The organism is Mucilaginibacter sp. P2_D11 (assembly GCF_056404435.1).
Map to the genome: position 1 here is coordinate 1 of NZ_JBFUEA010000033.1, position 19,624 is coordinate 19,624.

Below are 19,624 nucleotides of genomic sequence, written 5' to 3' on the forward strand. Positions count from 1 at the left end.
CAGGTTCCGGCTACAGGCTTTGCCGGTAGAGGCGCAGTTCTCCACGGTGTTCGGGCTGGTGGTAAAAGACCTTGACGGCGACGGGAAGGCGGATATTCTGCTGGGGGGCAACTTTTATGAATCCAAGCCGGAGGCAGGCATCTACGATGCCAGCTACGGGCTGCTGTTGAAGGGCGATGGCAGAGGTAGTTTCCGGGCCGTGGCGCCACAGCAGAGCGGCGTACTGGTAAAAGGCGCCGTACGCGATATCATGCAGATCCGCGCCGGCAACAAAAACCTGTTCGTGTTCGCCAAAAATAATGAGAAACCGGCGTTCCTTAGCATACAGAAGCCGGGCATCCATACCAAATTATAAGAAATAAAGTTTTAGCACTAAGGATATTCTCAATACACAATATATTATGGCAATAGAAGCAGCGAACATAAACAACAAAGCAACCGGGCAAAATACGTATGATGCTATCGTTATTGGTTCGGGTATTAGCGGAGGATGGGCAGCTAAGGAATTAACAGAAAAAGGCTTGAAAGTGCTGATGTTAGAGCGCGGTAGGAACTACGAACACATTAAGGATTACGTTACGGCAAACAAAGCCCCCTGGGAGTTTAAACACCGCGGCCAGCCAACGCTAAAGCAAAAAACGGATAACCCTGTAATATCCCGCCCCTGGGCCATGTACGGTACCGCCGCACAAGAACCACTTATGGATTCCTGGGTGAATGAAAAAGATAGTCCATATGTTGAAAAAAAGCCATTTACCTGGTGGCGCTCTTACCAGTTAGGTGGCCGGTCAACCTTGTGGGGGCGGCAAAGTTACCGGCTAAGCGATCTTGATTTTGAGGCCAACGCAAAAGATGGCATCGCGGTAGATTGGCCCATACGTTACGCAGACATGGCACCCTGGTACGATCATGTTGAGAAATTTATTGGCGTCAGTGGCTCAAAGGAAGGGCTGGCGCATCTGCCCGACGGTCATTTTATGCCACCGATGGAACTCAATTGCGTGGAAAAGGACGTAGCCTCACGAATAAAAAGTTTTTACAAAGAGCAGCGCCATATGTTCATCGGTCGCGTAGCAAATATTACAGAACCACTTCCGGGCCGCACCAATTGCCAGTACCGCAACCGTTGCTGGGAAGGCTGTCCTTTTGGCGCCTATTTCAGTACACAATCATCAACGCTTCCTGCTGCAATGGCCACAGGGAATTTAACGGTGCGCCCCTTTTCTATTGTTACCCAAATACTATACGATAAGAATACGAAGAAAGCAACCGGCGTGGAGGTATTGGATGCCGAAACCAACAAAACCTACGTGTTTAATTCGCGTATTATATTTCTCAATGCATCCAGCCTCAATAGTGCCTGGGTGCTGATGAACTCGGCCACCGATGTATGGTCTGAAGGTTTGGGCAGCAGCAGCGGCGAACTTGGCCACAATATTATGGATCACCATTACATGCTTGGTGCCCAGGGAACCATTGAAGGGTATGAAGATAAATACTACTTCGGCCGCCGGGCCAACGGCTTTTACATACCCCGGTTTGCCAACATTAATGGCGATAAACGAGATTTTCTGCGCGGCTACGGTTTTCAGGGGAGTGCCAGCCGCGAAGGTTGGAGCCGCAACGTGGCTGAGATGAATATTGGTGGTGGATTTAAGGATGCGCTTTCAGAACCGGGGGCATGGCATATCGGTGCTACAGGTTTTGGAGAGATATTGCCATACCACGACAACAAGATGTCGCTGGACAAAACGGTTAAGGATAAATGGGGGCTGCCCGTTTTGGCGATGGATGCGGGGTTGAAGGAAAATGAATTAAAAATGCGCAAAGATATTGTAAAAGAAATAGTGGCCATGTACGATGCTGCCGGCGTTAAGAATGTTACCACCTGGGATGATAACTACGCAATAGGCCAGGGCATACATGAAATGGGAACTGCCCGGATGGGCCGCGACCCTAAAACCTCGGTATTAAACGGCCACAACCAGGTATGGGATGCATTGAACGTTTTTGTAACCGATGGGGCCTGCATGACCTCCAGTGCCTGCCAAAACCCTTCGCTTACTTACATGGCCCTTACCGCTCGTGCCGCTTCATTTGCTGTGGAGGAGCTAAAGAAAGGGAATATTTAACAGGAAGAACTTTAAAGGCTAACAAATTTAAGCTTGCAATCGCAATTGAACATAACGTATAGCTCTTAAAGATTTTGTATATAAATAGAAAAAAAAGTTTAGTGGCTGAAATGTGTTTTTAAGAAAAGTAACTAGTATAGTTTTCGAAAATTGAGAGTTTGATCGTTACGATTCGAACATGATTAGGGCAGGTAGGTTTTTTGTAACCTTAATTGTTCTTTGTTTACGGGCCAGCCCAATTGCATTGATATGATACAGTGCGAAAAAGGTCACCAAAAGAATGCGATTTACTGAATGATTTGGAGGTTCCCTGAAATAAAAAAAGCCTTAAATGCATCATTTAAGGCGTTTTTGAATCGTTTGATATATAAACTGGCGGAGAGGGAGGGAACAAATTTCAATAATTTATTCCTTACAAATCAACACTTTATATACTTGACTTTTTCGCAGGTCACCCGAATAGGTCACCTATGAAATCATTCAATAATCGCTGATGCTTATTTTATAAATCTCGCAAAAATTCGCGACAAATCAAGTATGAATAGGCGAATCTTAAAGGAGATAATAGGCATATTTTTGTAGACCGGCTATCAGTTTCTTTAAGAAGCTATCCAATCCGAGGAAAAAGTGCCAAAATATTATCTTTCCGATATTCATCATCCTCTCTTGATGTTCATTGCTCTGGCTGCAACATCACATTAATATTATCGCCTTTAATCCCTTTGTAATAGTTACGACTAGGGGGTACTGCTTTTAAATGACCGATCATCGGCTCGATGGCAGCTCTTTTGTTTAAGACTTCCTGTAAATCTGGTTTTACGCTAGTCCGTTGGTTTGGTGGTGAAAGTCTGGTGGCTAACGGGCGACTAGTTGCTTTGGGAATAGCCATACTGCGAAATTCAATTCCATTCATGAGAAACAAGGTGAACCACCTCTAAGCGGCACTCAAGTCGCAGTCATATCAAAACTTAATTGCGCGCCTAGTGCTATCGGTATCTAATGTGGAACAGTTGGGTGAACAATCAGTCTTGCCAACGGCCTTTGACCGCTTTCCAAATTTGTTATCAATATCTCATCCAACACCGACGCAGTTTTGAAAATCCAAAAAGATAGCTTGTTCAAGGTCAAAAATCCTGTTTATGCGAAAATTGATTTTTACAATTATACCAGCGGCACAGGAAAAGCGATTGTGCAATATACCGGCAGCGGCCAAATGGTTTACGCCAGTACCGCCACGCAAATTGACCATGTGCCCTATACCTACCAATCGCTTGTTATAAAAGGAACCGGAACCAAAATAGTTGGAGCCGCTTCGGGCAGCAATGCCCTGAATGTGGACGGAGACCTGTCTATCCTTAGCGGCACCACGCTTGATTTGCTGTCCAATAACGTTACTACAACCGTGAACGGTAGCTTTGACAACAGGGGGGCATTAACCTTGGCAGCACAACCATCGTGAATGGCTCATCGTTTTTTAATTCCGGGCAATTCAATGAAGGCAGCGGAAGGTTCCAGTTTTCGGGCAGCGCGCAGCAACTGATGGATAGTACAGCGAACGGTACGGTTTTCGGAAACGTTATATTTAGTAAACCGGGGACAAAAACCATACAGGGCGGGCTGTTCGCCGTCGGGCAGGGCGGTAAAATGACGGTAATGGATACCGCTGTCGTTGATGTACTGCCGGCGGGTAAATTAACGCTTCGGGCAGATAGTACTGGTGCAGCAGCCATAACCGCTATCCCGGCTTCATCCAGCATTACCGGCCTGGTTACTGTTGAGCAATTCATCAAGGGCGGCACTGTGGCAGGCGGGAACAGGAGAGGGTATATCCTGTTGTCACCTTCTGTCAACCACTCCGGAAATGTAACTAGCGAACGATATTTTAGCCTCAACTACATAAACGGCACAACTGACCTAAAAAGTTGCTTTACTGGCGGGCAACTGGGGGCAACTAACGGATTTACTGCGGTAGGCTTAGGCAACCCAACGATGTATATCTACCGGGAAGACAAAGCAAGTTGCAACGTAAATTTTACCTGCGGTAATAATTCTCCTGTCTTTAAGATCAATAACACCGACCCCAATGACATTAGCACGCTGCAAAGATTCTCTACAGGAAGTGTATCCGATACGCTCACAAAGGTGCCAATTGCCAATGGGGTGCTTTTTTATTTCATTGGGAACCGGATCCTTAATAATAACACCACGGCCGGAACAAAAACCACCGCGCCTTATAATATACCCGAAAGCGTTGTGCTGCCTAACACAGGTGTTGTTAACCAGGGCAATGTGCAGGTCCGCGTATGGTTCCGGCAAAATAATTATTTATCCTATACCGTCGCCGGATTCAGTAACCCCAGGGGGGTTAACTTAACCGGGAACCCGTACCCATCGCCAATCAACTGGGATAAATGGAGCTCATCGGATAGCACTAAAGCCATTTACGGACCGAACCTTACGGGAAGCATCTCGGTAATGAACCCGATTACGCACCAGTATAACAGCTACCAGGCAGATGCTACACATGATCCCAGCCAAGTTTATTATGGTACGGGTGTTGCTTCCAATATTATAGCCGCGGGGCAAGGTTTTCAGGTTTCGGTGAGCGCTTCCGGTAACCCTTATGCAGCGAGCCTTCGGTTTACTGAAAATGCTAAGGCTGTGGAACAATCGCCTATTATCGTAGCGGCACCACGGCTACGTACGTTGAGCTTTGCAGGCAGGGTGGCTACCCCAGTTGCCGCCCCGCAATTGATTCGGCTGAAGTTGATTAAAGATGAGGAAAATCAGGACGAAATACTGATCCGTTTTAAAGTGGGAGCGAGTAAGCAATATGTGAATAGCGAAGATACTTACGACCTTGGAGGGATGCCTGGCATTACTACTATGCTTTCAAGCTACTCCGGCGACCATGTGCCATTAGATATAAACTGCCTCCCTGCCGGCCGCAATATGACTGTTGTAAAATTGTTCGCTGATGCGGTGGAAAGCGGTACGTATACGCTAACTGCCTGAGATCAGCGGGCTTCCCTCAGGTACCCAGGTTTTACTTAAAGATGGGTACACGGGTAAAGTAAAGAATTTGAGTAAGCAACCCAGTTATGAGTTTAGCATCGACAAAGCTGTAAGCGCAAGCTACGGTGACCGCTTTTTACTAATTATCAAAAAACCTTGAGTTTCTAAGTTGCAGATGAATGAAGTGTAACTGGCTTTACTGTTCTAAACAGCAACATAAATTGTTAGAACAGTAAAGCTGGTTTGATAAAATACGTCATAGAAACTTTCGTCAAATCAATAAGCGAGAACCAAAGGGGTGGGTTATGAAATTATAGTTTACAAGGGCTTTAAAATTCCGTTGGCGCAGCTGCAATTTATCCACCCAGGGTACAGCAATTACTTCTGCAGATCAGGTATTCATCAATGTGATACCGATTCGTACCGAACTATCGGAATTTAGGGAGTGCCAGTAACGAGATATATTTGTATGAAGAGCCGGGCAACTTTTAACTCCTTGCTCAAGTATTGAGGCACCACAGGATTGATAGTGAGATTTCCGTTGGCTTTGTATTGTTGCCGGCCAGGCCCTGAAAATACATTTTCAATTTTCTATGTCACCAACATCAGTTGCACTTATATAAAGGACAATTTTTGGATTGGAATTGCCGCGCTATCATGCTTGCTATCTCGATAAGGTTGTGGGTTGAGAACGATCATAGGGCTAAGAGGTATGTTGTTTATATTCTGATAATTAGATAAGGAATTGCCACTTTTGTCGCTTTAGTTACGAATTCATCTTACTTTTATACTATCTTAGTGTACCGGCTTGCTCTGGCGCCAGGTTCCTGATTTCGAAGATCTCAACTGAATTTTTAATGCGTGTAAAACTTTGTATTGTCGTTTCGGTGTTGTTTTTTGCTTACACCAACAACTTTGCGCAAAACAGCCAATATCAGTTTTCACGGCTCAATACGGGCAACGGACTGTCTCACAACCAGGTTAATTGCATATTTAAAGATTCCAAAGGCTTCATGTGGTTCGGAACAGCATCGGGACTTAACCGTTACGACGGTTATACTTTTAAAGTATTTAAGCATGACGTAAATAATAAAAACAGCATAAGGGAGGATTACATAACTAATATTTATGAAGGGCCTGACAAAAAATTATGGGTAGCAACCCCAAGCGGATATTCCTTTTATGACCCAGAAACGGAGCAGTTTAACAATGATGTATCGTCAGTGGCCTATTCTTTCAAACTTCCCGGGTATCCGTTCATTTCCAAAATACTTCACAACGGCAAAGGCGACTTTTGGTTCTTGTGTCCTGATTCGGGCCTTTACAGGTATAATGAGCTGAAAAAAACTGCCACGCGTTATTATCATCACGGTAATTCCAACCCATCATTATATTCAAATTCTGTTACAGATATGGAGCAGGACGCAAGCGGGAATTTATGGCTTGCTTATAACGACGGTGTAGTAGAGCTATTTGATGTAAAACGCAATGCAATTACGTATCATACCGATATTTTTAAAAAAGCTGCTAATAATAAGGGCAGGAACTATTCGATAACTATTGACAGTGAAGGCGATCTCTGGATGTTTAACCCGAATATGGATTCCGGCGTTTATTATTACAGCCCCCGTACGGGACGGTTCCGATACATCACAAAAGAATCGGCAGAGACACCGCTTGCATCCAACATCATCATTAGTATTATTCAGGCCGACGACGGCCTTATGTGGATATCCACTGATCATGGCGGAATAAACGTATTGGATAAAAAAAGCGGCAGAATTACTTATTTACTGAACAGGGAAGATGACGCAACATCATTGGGACAGAACACTGTATGGCTTTATAAAGACAACACGGGTATTATGTGGGGCAGTACGCTTAAAGAGGGGGTAAGTTATTATCATAAAAATATTATCAGGTTCCCGTTATACAGGCATTTTGCCTCAGATCCCCGGAGTATTAAGTTTGAAGATGTTAATAAATTTGCAGAAGATAAAAAGGGTAACTTATGGATTGGGACCAATGGTGGCGGTTTAAGTTATTTTGATCGCAAAACAGGCAGGTTTACGCAGTATAAACACGACCCGGGAAACCCCAACAGCCTCAGCAGTGATATTATTGTCAGTTTATGTATCGACCATAACCAGCAACTCTGGATAGGTACATATCTTGGCGGGCTGGACCATTTTGACGGACGGAAATTTATCCATTACAAACATAATGACAAGGTGCCCACCAGCATTGCCGATGACCGGGTGTGGAGTATCCTGGAAGATTCATCGAACCGGTTATGGATAGGCACGGCGGCGGGGTTGCAAATATTTGAAAGAGAAAAAAAAATATTTTTCGCTCCTTTTAAGCAAACGGCTATCAAGTCGCCTTATATATCCGCACTCTTTGAGGATACCAAAGGAAATCTCTGGGTAGGAGGATATGCGGGTGTAGATAAAATATTAAAAAACGGACGTGGCGTTATCCATTATAATAAAAAGAAAAACGTCCCTAACAGTTTGATCAATGATGACATCCATAGTATCACGCAGGACAGCCGCGGCCTGATGTGGATAGCGACAAGGGACGGACTAAGCATATTGAACCCCGAAACAAACCGTTTCATCTCGCTGATGAAAAAGGACGGGTTGCCCGACAACCAGGTTTCGAAGGTATTAGAGGATAGAGGGAGAGCCATGTGGGTAAGTACATCAAACGGGCTGAGCCGGATAACTTTGGCACCAGGCAACGGCGCCTATAGGTTTCAATTTGAAAACTTTAACGAAACAGATGGCCTGCAAGGCAGGGAGTTCTCTGTAAATGCAGCTTTAAAAACCAGTAAAGGGGAATTGGTATTTGGAGGTTCGCACGGCTTTAATATTTTCGACCCATTGGGTATACATCCGAATATAGATGAGCCTGAATTGATTTTTACCGGTTTTCAGTTATTCAACAAAACCATAGCAGCCAATGAAGAAGTTGACGGCCATGTTGTATTAACTAAAGCAATTTCGGCTACAAGTGAGATAACGCTGAAGCACAGCGAGAATGTGTTTACCATTGAATTTGCCGCCTTGAATTTCTTTAACCCCAATAAAATAACGCATCAGTATATGCTGGAGGGTTTCGATAAAGGGTGGCTTACTGCCGACAATGCAACCCGGAAAGCTACCTACACCAACCTCGACGGAGGCGATTATACCTTTAAGGTAAGGGCAATTGGTCAGGAGGGAAAATGGAAACCCAGCTATATAAAATTAAAGATTAAGGTATTGCCCCCGTTCTGGAAATCTACTTTAGCTTATGTTATTTACCTGTTGCTGATAACCGGGACGCTCTTTTTTATACGCCGACGCGGGATACAAAAAATAAGAAGGCAATTTATAGCAGAGAAAGAAAAATTTATAGCGGAGAAAGAAAAACAGGAAGCAAAATTAATAATTGAACAGGAGCGGCAGGAGATTAAGCGAATGCAGGATCTTGATCAATTGAAAACTAAATTTTTGACCAACGTAAGCCACGAGTTTAGAACACCGATTTCGCTGATCATGGCACCGGTCGAAAAAATGCTTACCCGCGCTGATCAGGAACAGAAACAACAGCTGGGCATGATAGGAAAAAACGCCCGGCGATTGTTGAACATGGTAAACCAGTTGCTTGATTTTAGGAAGATGGAAGTTCAGGAGTTGAAACTACATAGCAAGGCAGGGGATATTGTGAAGTTCATCAACGAGATATACCTTTCATTTACTGATATTGCTGAACAAAAAGAGATCAATTTTATTTTTGATACCACGGTCGATTCGCTGTTTACTGATTTTGACCATGATAAGATAGAAAGGATATTGTTTAACCTGCTATCAAACGCCTTTAAATTTACACAGCCTGGCGGCCAGGTAAGCGTCTTGCTTAATGTAGATAGCGAAACTGTTGATTCCCCGCTTGAGATTAAGGTGATTGATACCGGCATTGGTATTCCGCATGAAAAACAAGGTAAAATTTTCGAGCGTTTTTTTCAACATGATGTTCCGGAGTCGATGATTAACCAGGGCAGCGGCATCGGCCTCGCAATTACGTATGAGTTTGTAAAGATGCACGGAGGTGAAATAACGGTTGAGAGTGAACCCGATCGCGGCAGTTGTTTTACCGTTAAACTACCGTTTGTTATCTACCGTCGGGATATAGACCCGCCATCAGACGATGACATTGATAAGGATATCGTAAACGAGATTACTCATGTTGAAGATAAAAGTATCGTTAAACAGCTGCGATCAAATAAAAAGCAGGTAGTTCTCTTGGTTGAGGATAACGATGATTTCCGCTTTTATTTAAAGGACAATTTAAAGGACATATTTTTATTGGTAGAAGCTTCAAACGGGAGGGAAGGCTGGCAAAAGGCCCTGTCCCAGCATCCGGATCTTATTGTAAGTGATATCAGCATGCCCGAGATGACCGGAATTGAGTTATGCAAAAAGCTAAAGAACGACAAACGTACATCGCATATTCCTGTTGTGCTGTTAACCGCCTTAACGGGTGACGAAGAACAGATAAAGGGACTTGAGATTGGCGCTAATGATTATATAACAAAGCCTTTCAATTTTGAGATACTTCTCTCGAAGATCAAAAACATCCTAACCTTGAGGGATACCTACAAACGTACATATAAAAAGCAAATGGATGTGCAATTGCAGGAAACTCCTTTACAAAATGAAGATGAAAAACTATTAAGGAAAATAGTCGATTATATAGAAATGAATATCTCTAACGATAGCCTTTCGGTAGAAGAAATAAGCCGGCAGATGAACATGAGCCGTGTATCACTTTATAAAAAAGTTTTAATACTTACAGGTAAGCCGCCTATAGAATTTGTTCGATCAATAAGATTGAAAAAAGCGATGTATTTGCTGGAGAACAGTCAAATGACAATCAGCCAGATTTGTTATGAAGTTGGCTTCAACACGCCTAAATATTTTACGAAACTATTCAAGGAAGAATATAATACACTTCCCTCAACGTATCTCAGTTCAATTCGCCAACAAAAACTGAATGAAAAGAATAGTTAATTAAATTTTCTCCGGATTTATTTTTTAACACCTCCTCCTCTGGCTGCGTTATAACAGCCAATTAGGATCCTCTTTGTTGTTACATAGGTCAATATTTCAAAAAAAAACAAAGGAAAACTCGAAATAGAGTTAAAAAAAATATGTAACTTATTTATTTTCAGTCGATTAAATATTGGTTAACATCTCGTCTATATTCGTTATCAAACCGGCTATTCCTTTCTTTTTAACAATCATAGTTTCATCCTCCAGAATATAAGTTCAAAGTAATGTATTTAAAATATGTTGCTTTTTAACAATGTTCCACCAATTAACCAATAGGACCAACAGTTAACTTTTTTGAATTAGTAAGCATGCGTTTGGCTGCACCTGAAGTTTTTTAACTGATTGTCCGGGCTGCTGTTTCATGTGAAGCAATTAACGATAAAGTGGTTTCCGGCGGGTGTTTTTTGGGTATTGGGTTATCAAAGGAGACAGGATAAAAAAACAAATTATGAATGAAAGAAAAACCAATTAACCGCTAACCAACCAACCAACAATGAACCAATTAAAAAACCTTAAAATCCTTTTATAAGATGGATAAAAATTTACAAAAGAGAGTGAAATACCGAATTTCATTAATTATTATGGGTATGTTCCTTTTTATTTCGGCCCATGCACAAACCTTAAATATCACGGGAAAAGTAACAAGTGCCGAGAGTGGCGAGCCCATGCCGGGAGTAAACGTTAGGATCAAAGGAACAACCATCGGATCCGTAACGGGTGTAGACGGCAACTATTCCATCTCGGCGGCACCAGGAAACATCCTCGTTTTTAGCTTTTTAGGTTTCTCCAGCCAGGAGATAAACGTTAAACTAACCGGTACAATAAATGTTAAGCTAAGTTCTACCTCCAGCAACTTAAATGAAGTAGTTGTAACCGGTTATGCCCGCACCAAAAGGAAGGACCTTACCGGTGCGATAAGTTCAATATCCGGGAACGACCTGCGCCAAACCCAGCCCACTACCTTTGACCAGGCCCTGCAGGGCAAGGTTGCCGGCGTTGTGGTGCAGCAAGTATCGGGCCAGCCCGGTGGCGGCGTATCTATCCAAATACGTGGCGTATCGTCCATAAGCGGCTCTAACTCCCCACTGTACGTTATAGATGGTATTATTATCCCGCCGGTTGGTGATCCCGGGAAAGGCTCCAACCCATTAAATAGCATCAACCCCAACGAAATTGAATCGATAGACGTATTGAAAGATGCTTCGGCAACAGCCATATACGGCTCGCAGGCAACCAATGGCGTGGTTGTTATTACTACAAAAAGGGGCAAATCGGGGGCACCGCAGATAACTTATGATGTCTATTCGGGCTACCAGGAAATAATGAAGCGGCTCCCTACCGTAAACCTGCAACAGTTTGCTACTATACTTAACGCACGGGCCGTTGCCTGGGGCTTTGATGCCAGGCCCCAATTTGTCAACCCTCAATATTTAGGCTTGGGTACTGACTGGCAAAAGGAATTATTCCGGAAGGCTCCGATGATGAATCACACCATTACGGTAAGCGGCGGGGATGCCCGGACCCAATATTTGCTGTCGACCTCGTATTTTAACCAGCAGGGGATAGCCCTAGGGTCTGATTTTACCAGGTACTCGGTACGATTGAACCTGGACAATAAAACCACTAACTGGCTAAAAATAGGTACGAGCCTTCAATTGGCACACGTTGATGAAAATGTAAGTGCAACCGGCAGTAGTGTAATCGGCACCGCATTAAGCATTACCCCCGATGTTCCGGTAGCCAACTCTGACGGCTCCTGGGGTGGCGTCACCGACCCTAACGGTTGGGTAACGCCTGTTGCCAACCCGGTGGCATTGGCGAAAATTATCAAGGACCAAAAAAGGAGGAACCAGGTATTTGGCAACCTGTATGCCGAAATACAATTTACTAACGACCTGTCGCTGCGGAACGAGGTATCCGGTAATTTCGATTTTAATACAGCAGACTATTTTTCGCCGGTCTATTCTTTTGGCAAAGGCACTCCCAGCCCTAACAGAGGTTCCTCTTCCGCCGGCCAGAATTTTTATATTGTAATACGCAACTTCCTGAATTATAACCATAATTTCAAAAAACTTCATTTCAATGCTTTAGCAGGGCACGAAGCGCAGGAGAGCACTTTTGAAAATGTTGGCGCCGGGCGAAGGAATTTTGCTTCAGACAATGTACAGGCGATTAATGCCGGCGACGCTTCCACGGCCACAAACTACGGCGATAATTCACAATCGAACCCTACGGGCGGCGGCGCGCAGGAATCCTATTTCGGCCGCGCCAATTTCTCATGGGACGATAAGTACCTGCTCACCGGCAATATACGTGCCGATGGTTCTTCCAATTTCCCGGCTGGCAGCCGTTGGGTTACTACCTATTCGGGCGGGTTTGCCTGGAAAATTAATAAAGAGGCGTTTTTAAGAGATGTAAAATCGATAGACGAACTGAAGCTGAGGGTTGGTTATGGATTAACCAACAACCAGGGCATACCGGGCAATACTTATGTAACCCAGCTTGCAACGGTTTCAAATGGCTTATCAGGCACAGCACAGTTCCAGAACAATTTGGCCAACCCGGACGTGAAGTGGGAAAAGACAAACTATTACAGCGCCGGGCTTGACGGGACGTTTTTAAACGGGCGGCTAAGTTTCTCCTTAGACGTTTACGACCGCGAAACACACGGCCTTTTGCTGCAGGTGCCGCTTCCGGCATACTCCGGTACGGTAGCGGGCTGGGGCCCGGGATCCATGCAAGCGCCTTTTGCCAATGTGGGCTCGCTAAGCAACAAAGGGGCCGACCTCCAAATTAATACCACCAATATCAATTCTAAAAATTTCACCTGGAAAACCGGCTTTACCATATCGCGGAATATTAACAAAGTAACCAGTTTAGGTGCAGGTGGAGACCAGGCCAACTTAAGCCAGAAATCGTACGTAATTAACGATATAATTGAAAAAACAGTGGTGGGCCAGCCCATTGGCGAATTTTACGGCTATGTATTTGATGGGATATTTGCAACGCCAGGTGATTTTCAGAACCATGCCCGGCCTGCCGATGCAAACGGTAACCCTTACCCTGTTTCTGCAGCGGGCGGTGGTATCTGGTACGGCGACCGTATGTTTAAAGACTTGAATGGCGATGGCGTTATCGACTCGAAGGACCAAACATTTTTGGGCTCCCCGATCCCTAAATTCCAGTACGGTATCAATAATACATTCAACTACAAAAACTTCGATCTGAATATTTTCTTCAGCGGCAGCTATGGCAACAAGGTGTTTAACCAAATGGCTATACAGCAAAGCAGTCCGGGAAACAGTTATGTCTTTTTCACATCGGTACTAAACTATGCGCAACTGGCCCTGGTAAATCCTGCCGGCTCTGCAACCGATGTTGACAATGTATATGTTACCAACCCAAATACTACGATTGTAGGGGTGAGAAATGACAATACCAACAGCAATAACCGCCCTAACAGCTTGATGATCGAGGATGGTTCATTCCTGCGGTGCAAAAACATCACCTTAGGTTACCGGATATCAGAAAGTCTTTTGTCAAAAATATCTGTGCATTCTGTCAGGGTATATGCCAACGTATCCAATGCATTTATCATTACCAAATATAAAGGCATGGATCCTGAAGTTGGTTCGTGGAACCCGCTCCAGGCAGGTTGGGACGGCGGTTATTACCCGCAGCCAAGAGTATTTACCATTGGTGCAAACATAACCTTGAAATAATAAAACGATCACCGATTAAAAATATATGTTTATGAAATCAATTCACAAAATCATCATCATCCTGCTATGCACGGCAGCAGTGGCGGGATGTAAAAAGAGCTTTTTGGACCGCCCGTCCAATTCGCAGATAAGTTCTACTAATTTCTACAAAACCAGGTCCGATCTACGGTTGGCTACGGCAAGCCTGTACGCTGGTTCGGAGTGGTGGCAATGGAACAATGGCGCCTTGATACCGCTTGGCGACGTATTGAGCGGCACCGGCAGCTTTAGGTACAGCAACGATATAGTACAGCTTTTTACACGCACCATTACCGCGCAAAACGGCCTGGTAACAAATGGCTGGGTTGGCTTGTACAATGTTATAGGGCAATGCAATGGCGTTATCAATGCCATAGAGAAACAAGCGGATCCGTCCATTTCTGCAGCAGACAAAAATGCGGCCATAGGCGAAGCAAAATTTGTTCGTGCCGTGGCTTATTACCATTTGGCGGTATATTGGGGCGCAGTGCCCATTATAGAAGATAACAGCAAGCTGATCAAAGATCCGCTGATTCCGCGTAATATTATTACAGACGTTTATAAATTCGCTGCCAACGACCTGACTTATGCAGCAAATAATCTTCCCAAAACAGACGAAAAAGGCCGGGTAACTACCTGGTCGGCGCAGGGGATGCTGGGCAAATTATATTTGACCATGGCAGGCGTAGGCAAAAGCGGCGGCAGCCGCGACCAGGCTTTGCTTGACAGTGCTAAAAAGTATGCGGGCAACGTGTGCAAAAATAGCGGGTTGACATTGCTCCCCAATTATGCCGACCTTTTTAAGGCACAATACAACGATAACCAGGAATCATTGTTTTCCCTTCAATGGGCGCCAGGCGTAGGTTACGGAGCTGGCAACAACATACAACTTTATTTTTCGCCATCAAACACTCTCCTTCCCAACAAACAAGGCGGATGGCAACCCATACAGCCAACGTATGATCTATACCGGATGTATTCTGATAAGGATACGGTAAGGCGCAAAGCCACTATTATGCTCAACGGAGATATTTATCCCGAATTGCTTCAAGCCTCCGGTGGTTATAAAGCGACAGGCACCGGGCTGAAAAAACACATTATTGGCAACGAAAAAGACAACAATGCGCCAACAATGGATGAATGGACATCCATCGAACACAACGCGATCCTTAGGCTGGCTGATGTGTATTTGGTATATGCCGAAGCTATTTTGGGCAATAATGCGAGCACGGGCGATGGTGAAGCCCTACTTTATTTTAATAGAGTGCGGGCAAGGGCAGGCGTGGATATGGTGACTTCGATAACCCCGGCTTCGATGCGTACGGAGAGAAGGGTTGAGCTTGCTTTTGAAGGGCAATATTGGATAGACCTGGTTAGGTATTCTTATTACGACCCGAGCAATGCGGTGAAGTTCCTGAATGACCAGGATGCCACGCATGGCCGGATCTCGTTTACTTACGACCCTAAAACGCGTATTGCCACAAGGGATACTATCGCCCCGCCATCTACGCTTCCGGCAACTATCGGTTCATTTACGTTGCCGATCCCCTCATCGGAGATTACCAGCGACCCTAAATTGGCTCAACCACCGGTACCATATTATTAATCAAAAAAACTTAAATATATTGTTATGAAAAATAAATCATATTTACAATTATGTTATTTGCCGCTTCTCCTGCTGCTGGTGGCTTTCCTGCCGGCTTGTAAAAAAGATGCAGCAACCAACAGCGCCCCTCCTGTTATTGCAAGCATCAAGAGTTATGTTGCCTCGCCAAACGACACAGTTTTGAATAGTGCTGTGGCAAAGGGTCAATGGGTGGTAATAACCGGGCAGAATTTACAAAATGCAACTAAAATAAATTTTGATGGGGTACCGGCCTCGTTCAATTCCGCATTATTTGCGCCTAACAGCGCCGTGGTGCAAATACCTCCTATAGAGTTTGGAAAAATTGATACCACTAAACTTTATACGGTAGAATATGCTACGCCAGCAGGCACAACAACGTTCGCCTTTAAATTAGGACCACCCAAGCCAACTATTTATGCTATATCTGATGTGTTTGCCAACCCGGGCGATTCGGTTTATCTTTTTGGTGCAAATTTAGTATTGGTTGAACACCTGGTATATGGGGGCACCAATATCCCCAAATTTAAATCGAGCCTTCATGGCGACTCCCTTGGCTTTTTGATGCCGGCATTAACGCCTACCAAATTCATTACGGTAACCACTAAAGGTGGTATTGCCCTGGATACCATAAATGCAAAGCCAATCATTGCAGGCATTTCCGACTGTAATGCCGACCTTGGTGATTCGGTTTATGTTTATGGTGCTTACCTTAAGACGGTTCAGTCAATTTCTTTTGGCGGTGCTACTATTACAAATTTCATAGAAGGCCCACATGGCGCTTATGTTAAGTTTGTGGCTCCAGGTAAGTACAGCTACGCTAGTGGACCAGTGACCATTGTTACCAGTTATGGAACGGTTTCTACTCCTTATAAAGTAAATACTCAAAATGGCGATAAAGTAGGTCTTTTAGCAGATTTTGAGTGGGGTGATAATTTTGGCTATTCCTGGTGGGGAGATATTAATTTAACTTATGACATGGCCGTTTTTAATGGTTCGATGGGAACAAATCATAGTCAGTATGTGTATTTTAATTCTCCTGTTTTAGCTGGCGGTGCCAGTAAGTACGCCCCATTGGGTAATTCTAATACGGGTAATCACTGGGTACCTGTGGCAAATATTACAGATCCTCCTTCAAGCTGGGCCCTTCAATTTGAAATAAGTGTGGCTCAGCCATGGAATGGCGGTACGCTTTATATCAGAACTGAATTTGCAGGTGACACTTACGTTGCACGTTATGAGCCATGGAAAATTCCTAATTCAAATGTTACCAAAGCTTTTAAAACGAAAGGTTGGCAAACTGTAACTATTCCTTTATCTGAGTTCAGATCAAAAGTTAACGAATTAGGGGATGGTTTATCAGTTACTCGCATAAGCGATTTATTAGGGCCTACTGGTGCGAATAGTTATAATATGACCCTTAAAAATTTCGGGGGGTCGCCAACTGCGACTGGTTTTTATGCCGCCATTGACAATATTAGGTGTGTGAAAAACAAATAGCCTACAGCCCCACGGTAGCATATCGCTGTGGGGCTTTTTTAACTTATTAAAATTAAGACAAAATGAAAATTAAGTATTGTTTTACAATATTGATAACTGTTATTACAGTTATATCTTTATTCTCCTGTAAAAAGACAAAAAACGCAGCCCCGGAACTAACGGTTACCCAATCTGCTATCGCATTTACGCCTGAAGGCGGAACACAAGATTTATCTTTTACCTCTAGTAGCGATTGGACTATCAGCAACCCTGTTTATTCGTGGCTGCAATTAAGCACAACATCAGGCAACAGCGGCAGCACGGTTATCCATGTAACAACCTTGTCAGAAAATAGTACAGGAGCAACCCGCTCTGGTACTTTATACCTAAGTGCTTCCAATGGCCAGGCCAGGAGGGTGCAGGTTTCCCAGGCACCTACCATATACAAAAGTTATAATACATCGCCCATTGCGCCGGATATGACCGGAATGAGCAGTAATGCCGTGCAACTGGCGGCGAAAATGCAAACGGGGATGGGAATAAATTTTGGCAATACTATGGAATCCCCAAACGAAGGTGATTGGCAGAATAGTAAGTTGACCGAGTCGTATGTGAAGTTTATGAAACAATCAGGGTTCACTGCTGTACGGCTTCCTTGTAACTGGGTTTGGACTCATTTAAGCGACCGGAGCAAAGCAACAATTGACCCTGCATGGCTTGCGCGGGTGAAACAAGTGGTTGGATGGTGTGTGGCTAATGATATGTATGTGATACTGAATTCTCACGATAGTCCCGTTGTCAATGCCATAAAGCAAGATTCTGTTAATGCGATGCAAAAAGCTATTTGGGAGCAGATTGCTACAACCATGCGCGATTTTGATGAGCACCTTATTTTTGCCGGCTTGAATGAACCTTCAGCTAATAATGCCGCGGAGATGGCCATACTTAATAGTTATCACGAAACATTCATCAGGGCGGTTCGCTCTACCGGAGGCAGGAACAGTTACCGTGTGCTGGTGGTGCAGGGGCCGACGACTGACCCTAATAAAACTGCTACTTTGATGACCACGCTTCCAACAGACAACATTCCTAACAAGTTGATGGTAGAAGTGCATGACTACACGCCTTCAGTATTTACGATACTAACAGATGGAGATGCAAGTTGGGGCAAAATGGTTTATTACTGGGGGGCCGGGAATCATTCTACTATTGAGCCGGACCGTAACGCCACCTTTGGAGAAGAGGATGGGATCACTGCTGAACTCCAACCGTTGAAAGCGAAGTTTGTTGATAAAGGTATCCCTGTAATACTGGGTGAATATGCTGTTTGGAGGAGGACTGCCGCCACCAACAGTAATTATCTTCCTAAGGATCTGGCTATGCACAACAAGTCGGTAGATTACTGGACAACTTTTGCCACCAAAACTATGAGAGCCAATGGCATTATGCCATTCCATTGGGAGATAGGTTTTATGTTCGACAGAAAAAACAATGTGGTAAAGGACCAGCCTATGTATGATGCCCTTAAGGCGGGATATAGGTAAAAAGTATTGTTAGATTAAAGCCTTTTCTGGAATAGCGGTACTGTGAGCAAATTACACAGTACCGTTTTCCGGTGAGCTAAACTTTAAAAAATTCCGTGATCCTTATGGATTACGGAATTTTTAACAAGGATATGTTTGAACGCATGACGATTGCCGCGGCAAATGATACTGGTTAAAAAAGAGAGTATGGAAAATCAAATGATTTCAAAAGCGCCGGAATTAGATGAAAGTGAAATTAAAGCTTTGATAGAGAATTTTGAGACGATCGGTATTTTGCTGAAGGAGCACCCTGCTTTCTTCAGGAACCCTATCATATCGCCTGAATCGAGAAAAATATTTAACGAGGGCTTGGTACTTATTAAGAACTTCACTCAAAAATGTTTAGAGCATTATGGGATGAGGTACCTTGAAAATAAGATTTCAACAATACGCTATGTGGATATGGGTAGGTCCACGCAACAAGTTGAAAACTTAAAAGAAGAAAATGGCTCGCCTGGCCGGCCTTAAAGCAGGGCCTGTTGAAATTACGGCCACAGATAAATAGCACCTACAAGGAGAAAAGAAATAATATTTTATGAAATGTACCATTGCCTGTTTTATGGCATTTTTGATGGCCGGCGGAGTTTCAGCGCAAAACAAAAACGAGGTTGCGCTTAAAACGCAGATCAACAGCATCGTCAGCAAAATGACGCTGGAAGAAAAAATAGAGATGCTTCACGGCAATGCGTTGTTTTCATCGGGAGGCGTGCCGCGTTTAGGTATCCCGGAACTAACCTGCGATGATGGCCCGTTGGGTGTACGCGAAGAGATAAAGCGCTTTGATTGGGCTTCGGCCAACTGGATAACCGATTCCGCCACATTTTTACCAAATGGCTCGGCAATTGCCGCTACCTGGAACCCGGTAATGGCCAACAGGTATGGCATAGTTTTAGGCGAGGAAGCGAATGCCCGTAAAAAGATTGTAATGCTTTCGCCCGCATTCAATATCTGC

Annotated in this window: 11 protein-coding genes and 1 pseudogene; 11 read left to right on the forward strand and 1 reads right to left on the reverse strand. The window is 44.2% G+C overall.

The features are described 5' to 3' along the window. Positions 1–355, forward strand: a 355-nt coding sequence (locus AC1DXC_RS26900; protein WP_477462270.1) for a hypothetical protein, incomplete at its 5' end; no start/stop codon positions are given. Positions 356–401: 46 nt separating this feature from the next. After that, positions 402–2,132: a GMC oxidoreductase gene (locus AC1DXC_RS26905; RefSeq protein WP_477462271.1), complete on the forward strand. Its 1,731-nt coding sequence runs from the start codon at positions 402–404 to the stop codon at positions 2,130–2,132. 673 nt (positions 2,133–2,805) lie between these two features. Here AC1DXC_RS26905 and AC1DXC_RS26910 read toward each other — a convergent pair. Beyond that, a complete protein-coding gene (locus AC1DXC_RS26910) occupies positions 2,806–3,045 on the reverse strand; it encodes a hypothetical protein (protein ID WP_477462280.1) in 240 nt (79 codons plus the stop codon). A gap of 180 nt (positions 3,046–3,225) precedes the next feature. On the opposite strand from AC1DXC_RS26910, the gene AC1DXC_RS26915 reads away from it, so the two are divergent. The 9 genes and pseudogenes from AC1DXC_RS26915 to AC1DXC_RS26955 all read left to right on the forward strand — a co-directional run. Next, a complete protein-coding gene (locus AC1DXC_RS26915) occupies positions 3,226–3,591 on the forward strand; it encodes a hypothetical protein (RefSeq protein WP_477462272.1) in 366 nt (121 codons plus the stop codon). Continuing rightward, entirely contained in the window at positions 3,588–5,147 is a 1,560-nt protein-coding gene (locus AC1DXC_RS26920) for a hypothetical protein (RefSeq protein WP_477462273.1), read from the forward strand. The genes AC1DXC_RS26915 and AC1DXC_RS26920 overlap by 4 nt, the downstream gene beginning before the upstream one ends. Before the next feature lie 857 nt (positions 5,148–6,004). Further along, on the forward strand, positions 6,005–10,204 hold the full coding sequence (locus AC1DXC_RS26925) for a hybrid sensor histidine kinase/response regulator transcription factor (protein ID WP_477462274.1): 4,200 nt from the start codon (positions 6,005–6,007) through the stop codon (positions 10,202–10,204). A gap of 572 nt (positions 10,205–10,776) precedes the next feature. Then, a complete protein-coding gene (locus tag AC1DXC_RS26930; protein ID WP_477462275.1) occupies positions 10,777–13,968 on the forward strand; it encodes a SusC/RagA family TonB-linked outer membrane protein in 3,192 nt (1,063 codons plus the stop codon). A gap of 31 nt (positions 13,969–13,999) precedes the next feature. Then, positions 14,000–15,592 carry a RagB/SusD family nutrient uptake outer membrane protein gene (locus tag AC1DXC_RS26935; RefSeq protein WP_477462276.1) on the forward strand — a complete coding sequence of 531 codons (1,593 nt, stop codon included), beginning with the start codon at positions 14,000–14,002 and terminating at the stop codon, positions 15,590–15,592. A gap of 24 nt (positions 15,593–15,616) precedes the next feature. Continuing rightward, on the forward strand, positions 15,617–17,110 hold the full coding sequence (locus AC1DXC_RS26940; protein WP_477462277.1) for a glycan-binding surface protein: 1,494 nt from the start codon (positions 15,617–15,619) through the stop codon (positions 17,108–17,110). Between the two features lie 62 nt (positions 17,111–17,172). Then, on the forward strand, positions 17,173–18,633 hold the full coding sequence (locus AC1DXC_RS26945; RefSeq protein ID WP_477462278.1) for a cellulase family glycosylhydrolase: 1,461 nt from the start codon (positions 17,173–17,175) through the stop codon (positions 18,631–18,633). 162 nt (positions 18,634–18,795) lie between these two features. After that, a complete protein-coding gene (locus AC1DXC_RS26950; RefSeq protein ID WP_477462279.1) occupies positions 18,796–19,140 on the forward strand; it encodes a hypothetical protein in 345 nt (114 codons plus the stop codon). Positions 19,141–19,207: 67 nt separating this feature from the next. Then, positions 19,208–19,624, forward strand: a pseudogene (locus tag AC1DXC_RS26955) (glycosyl hydrolase); the annotation flags it as partial.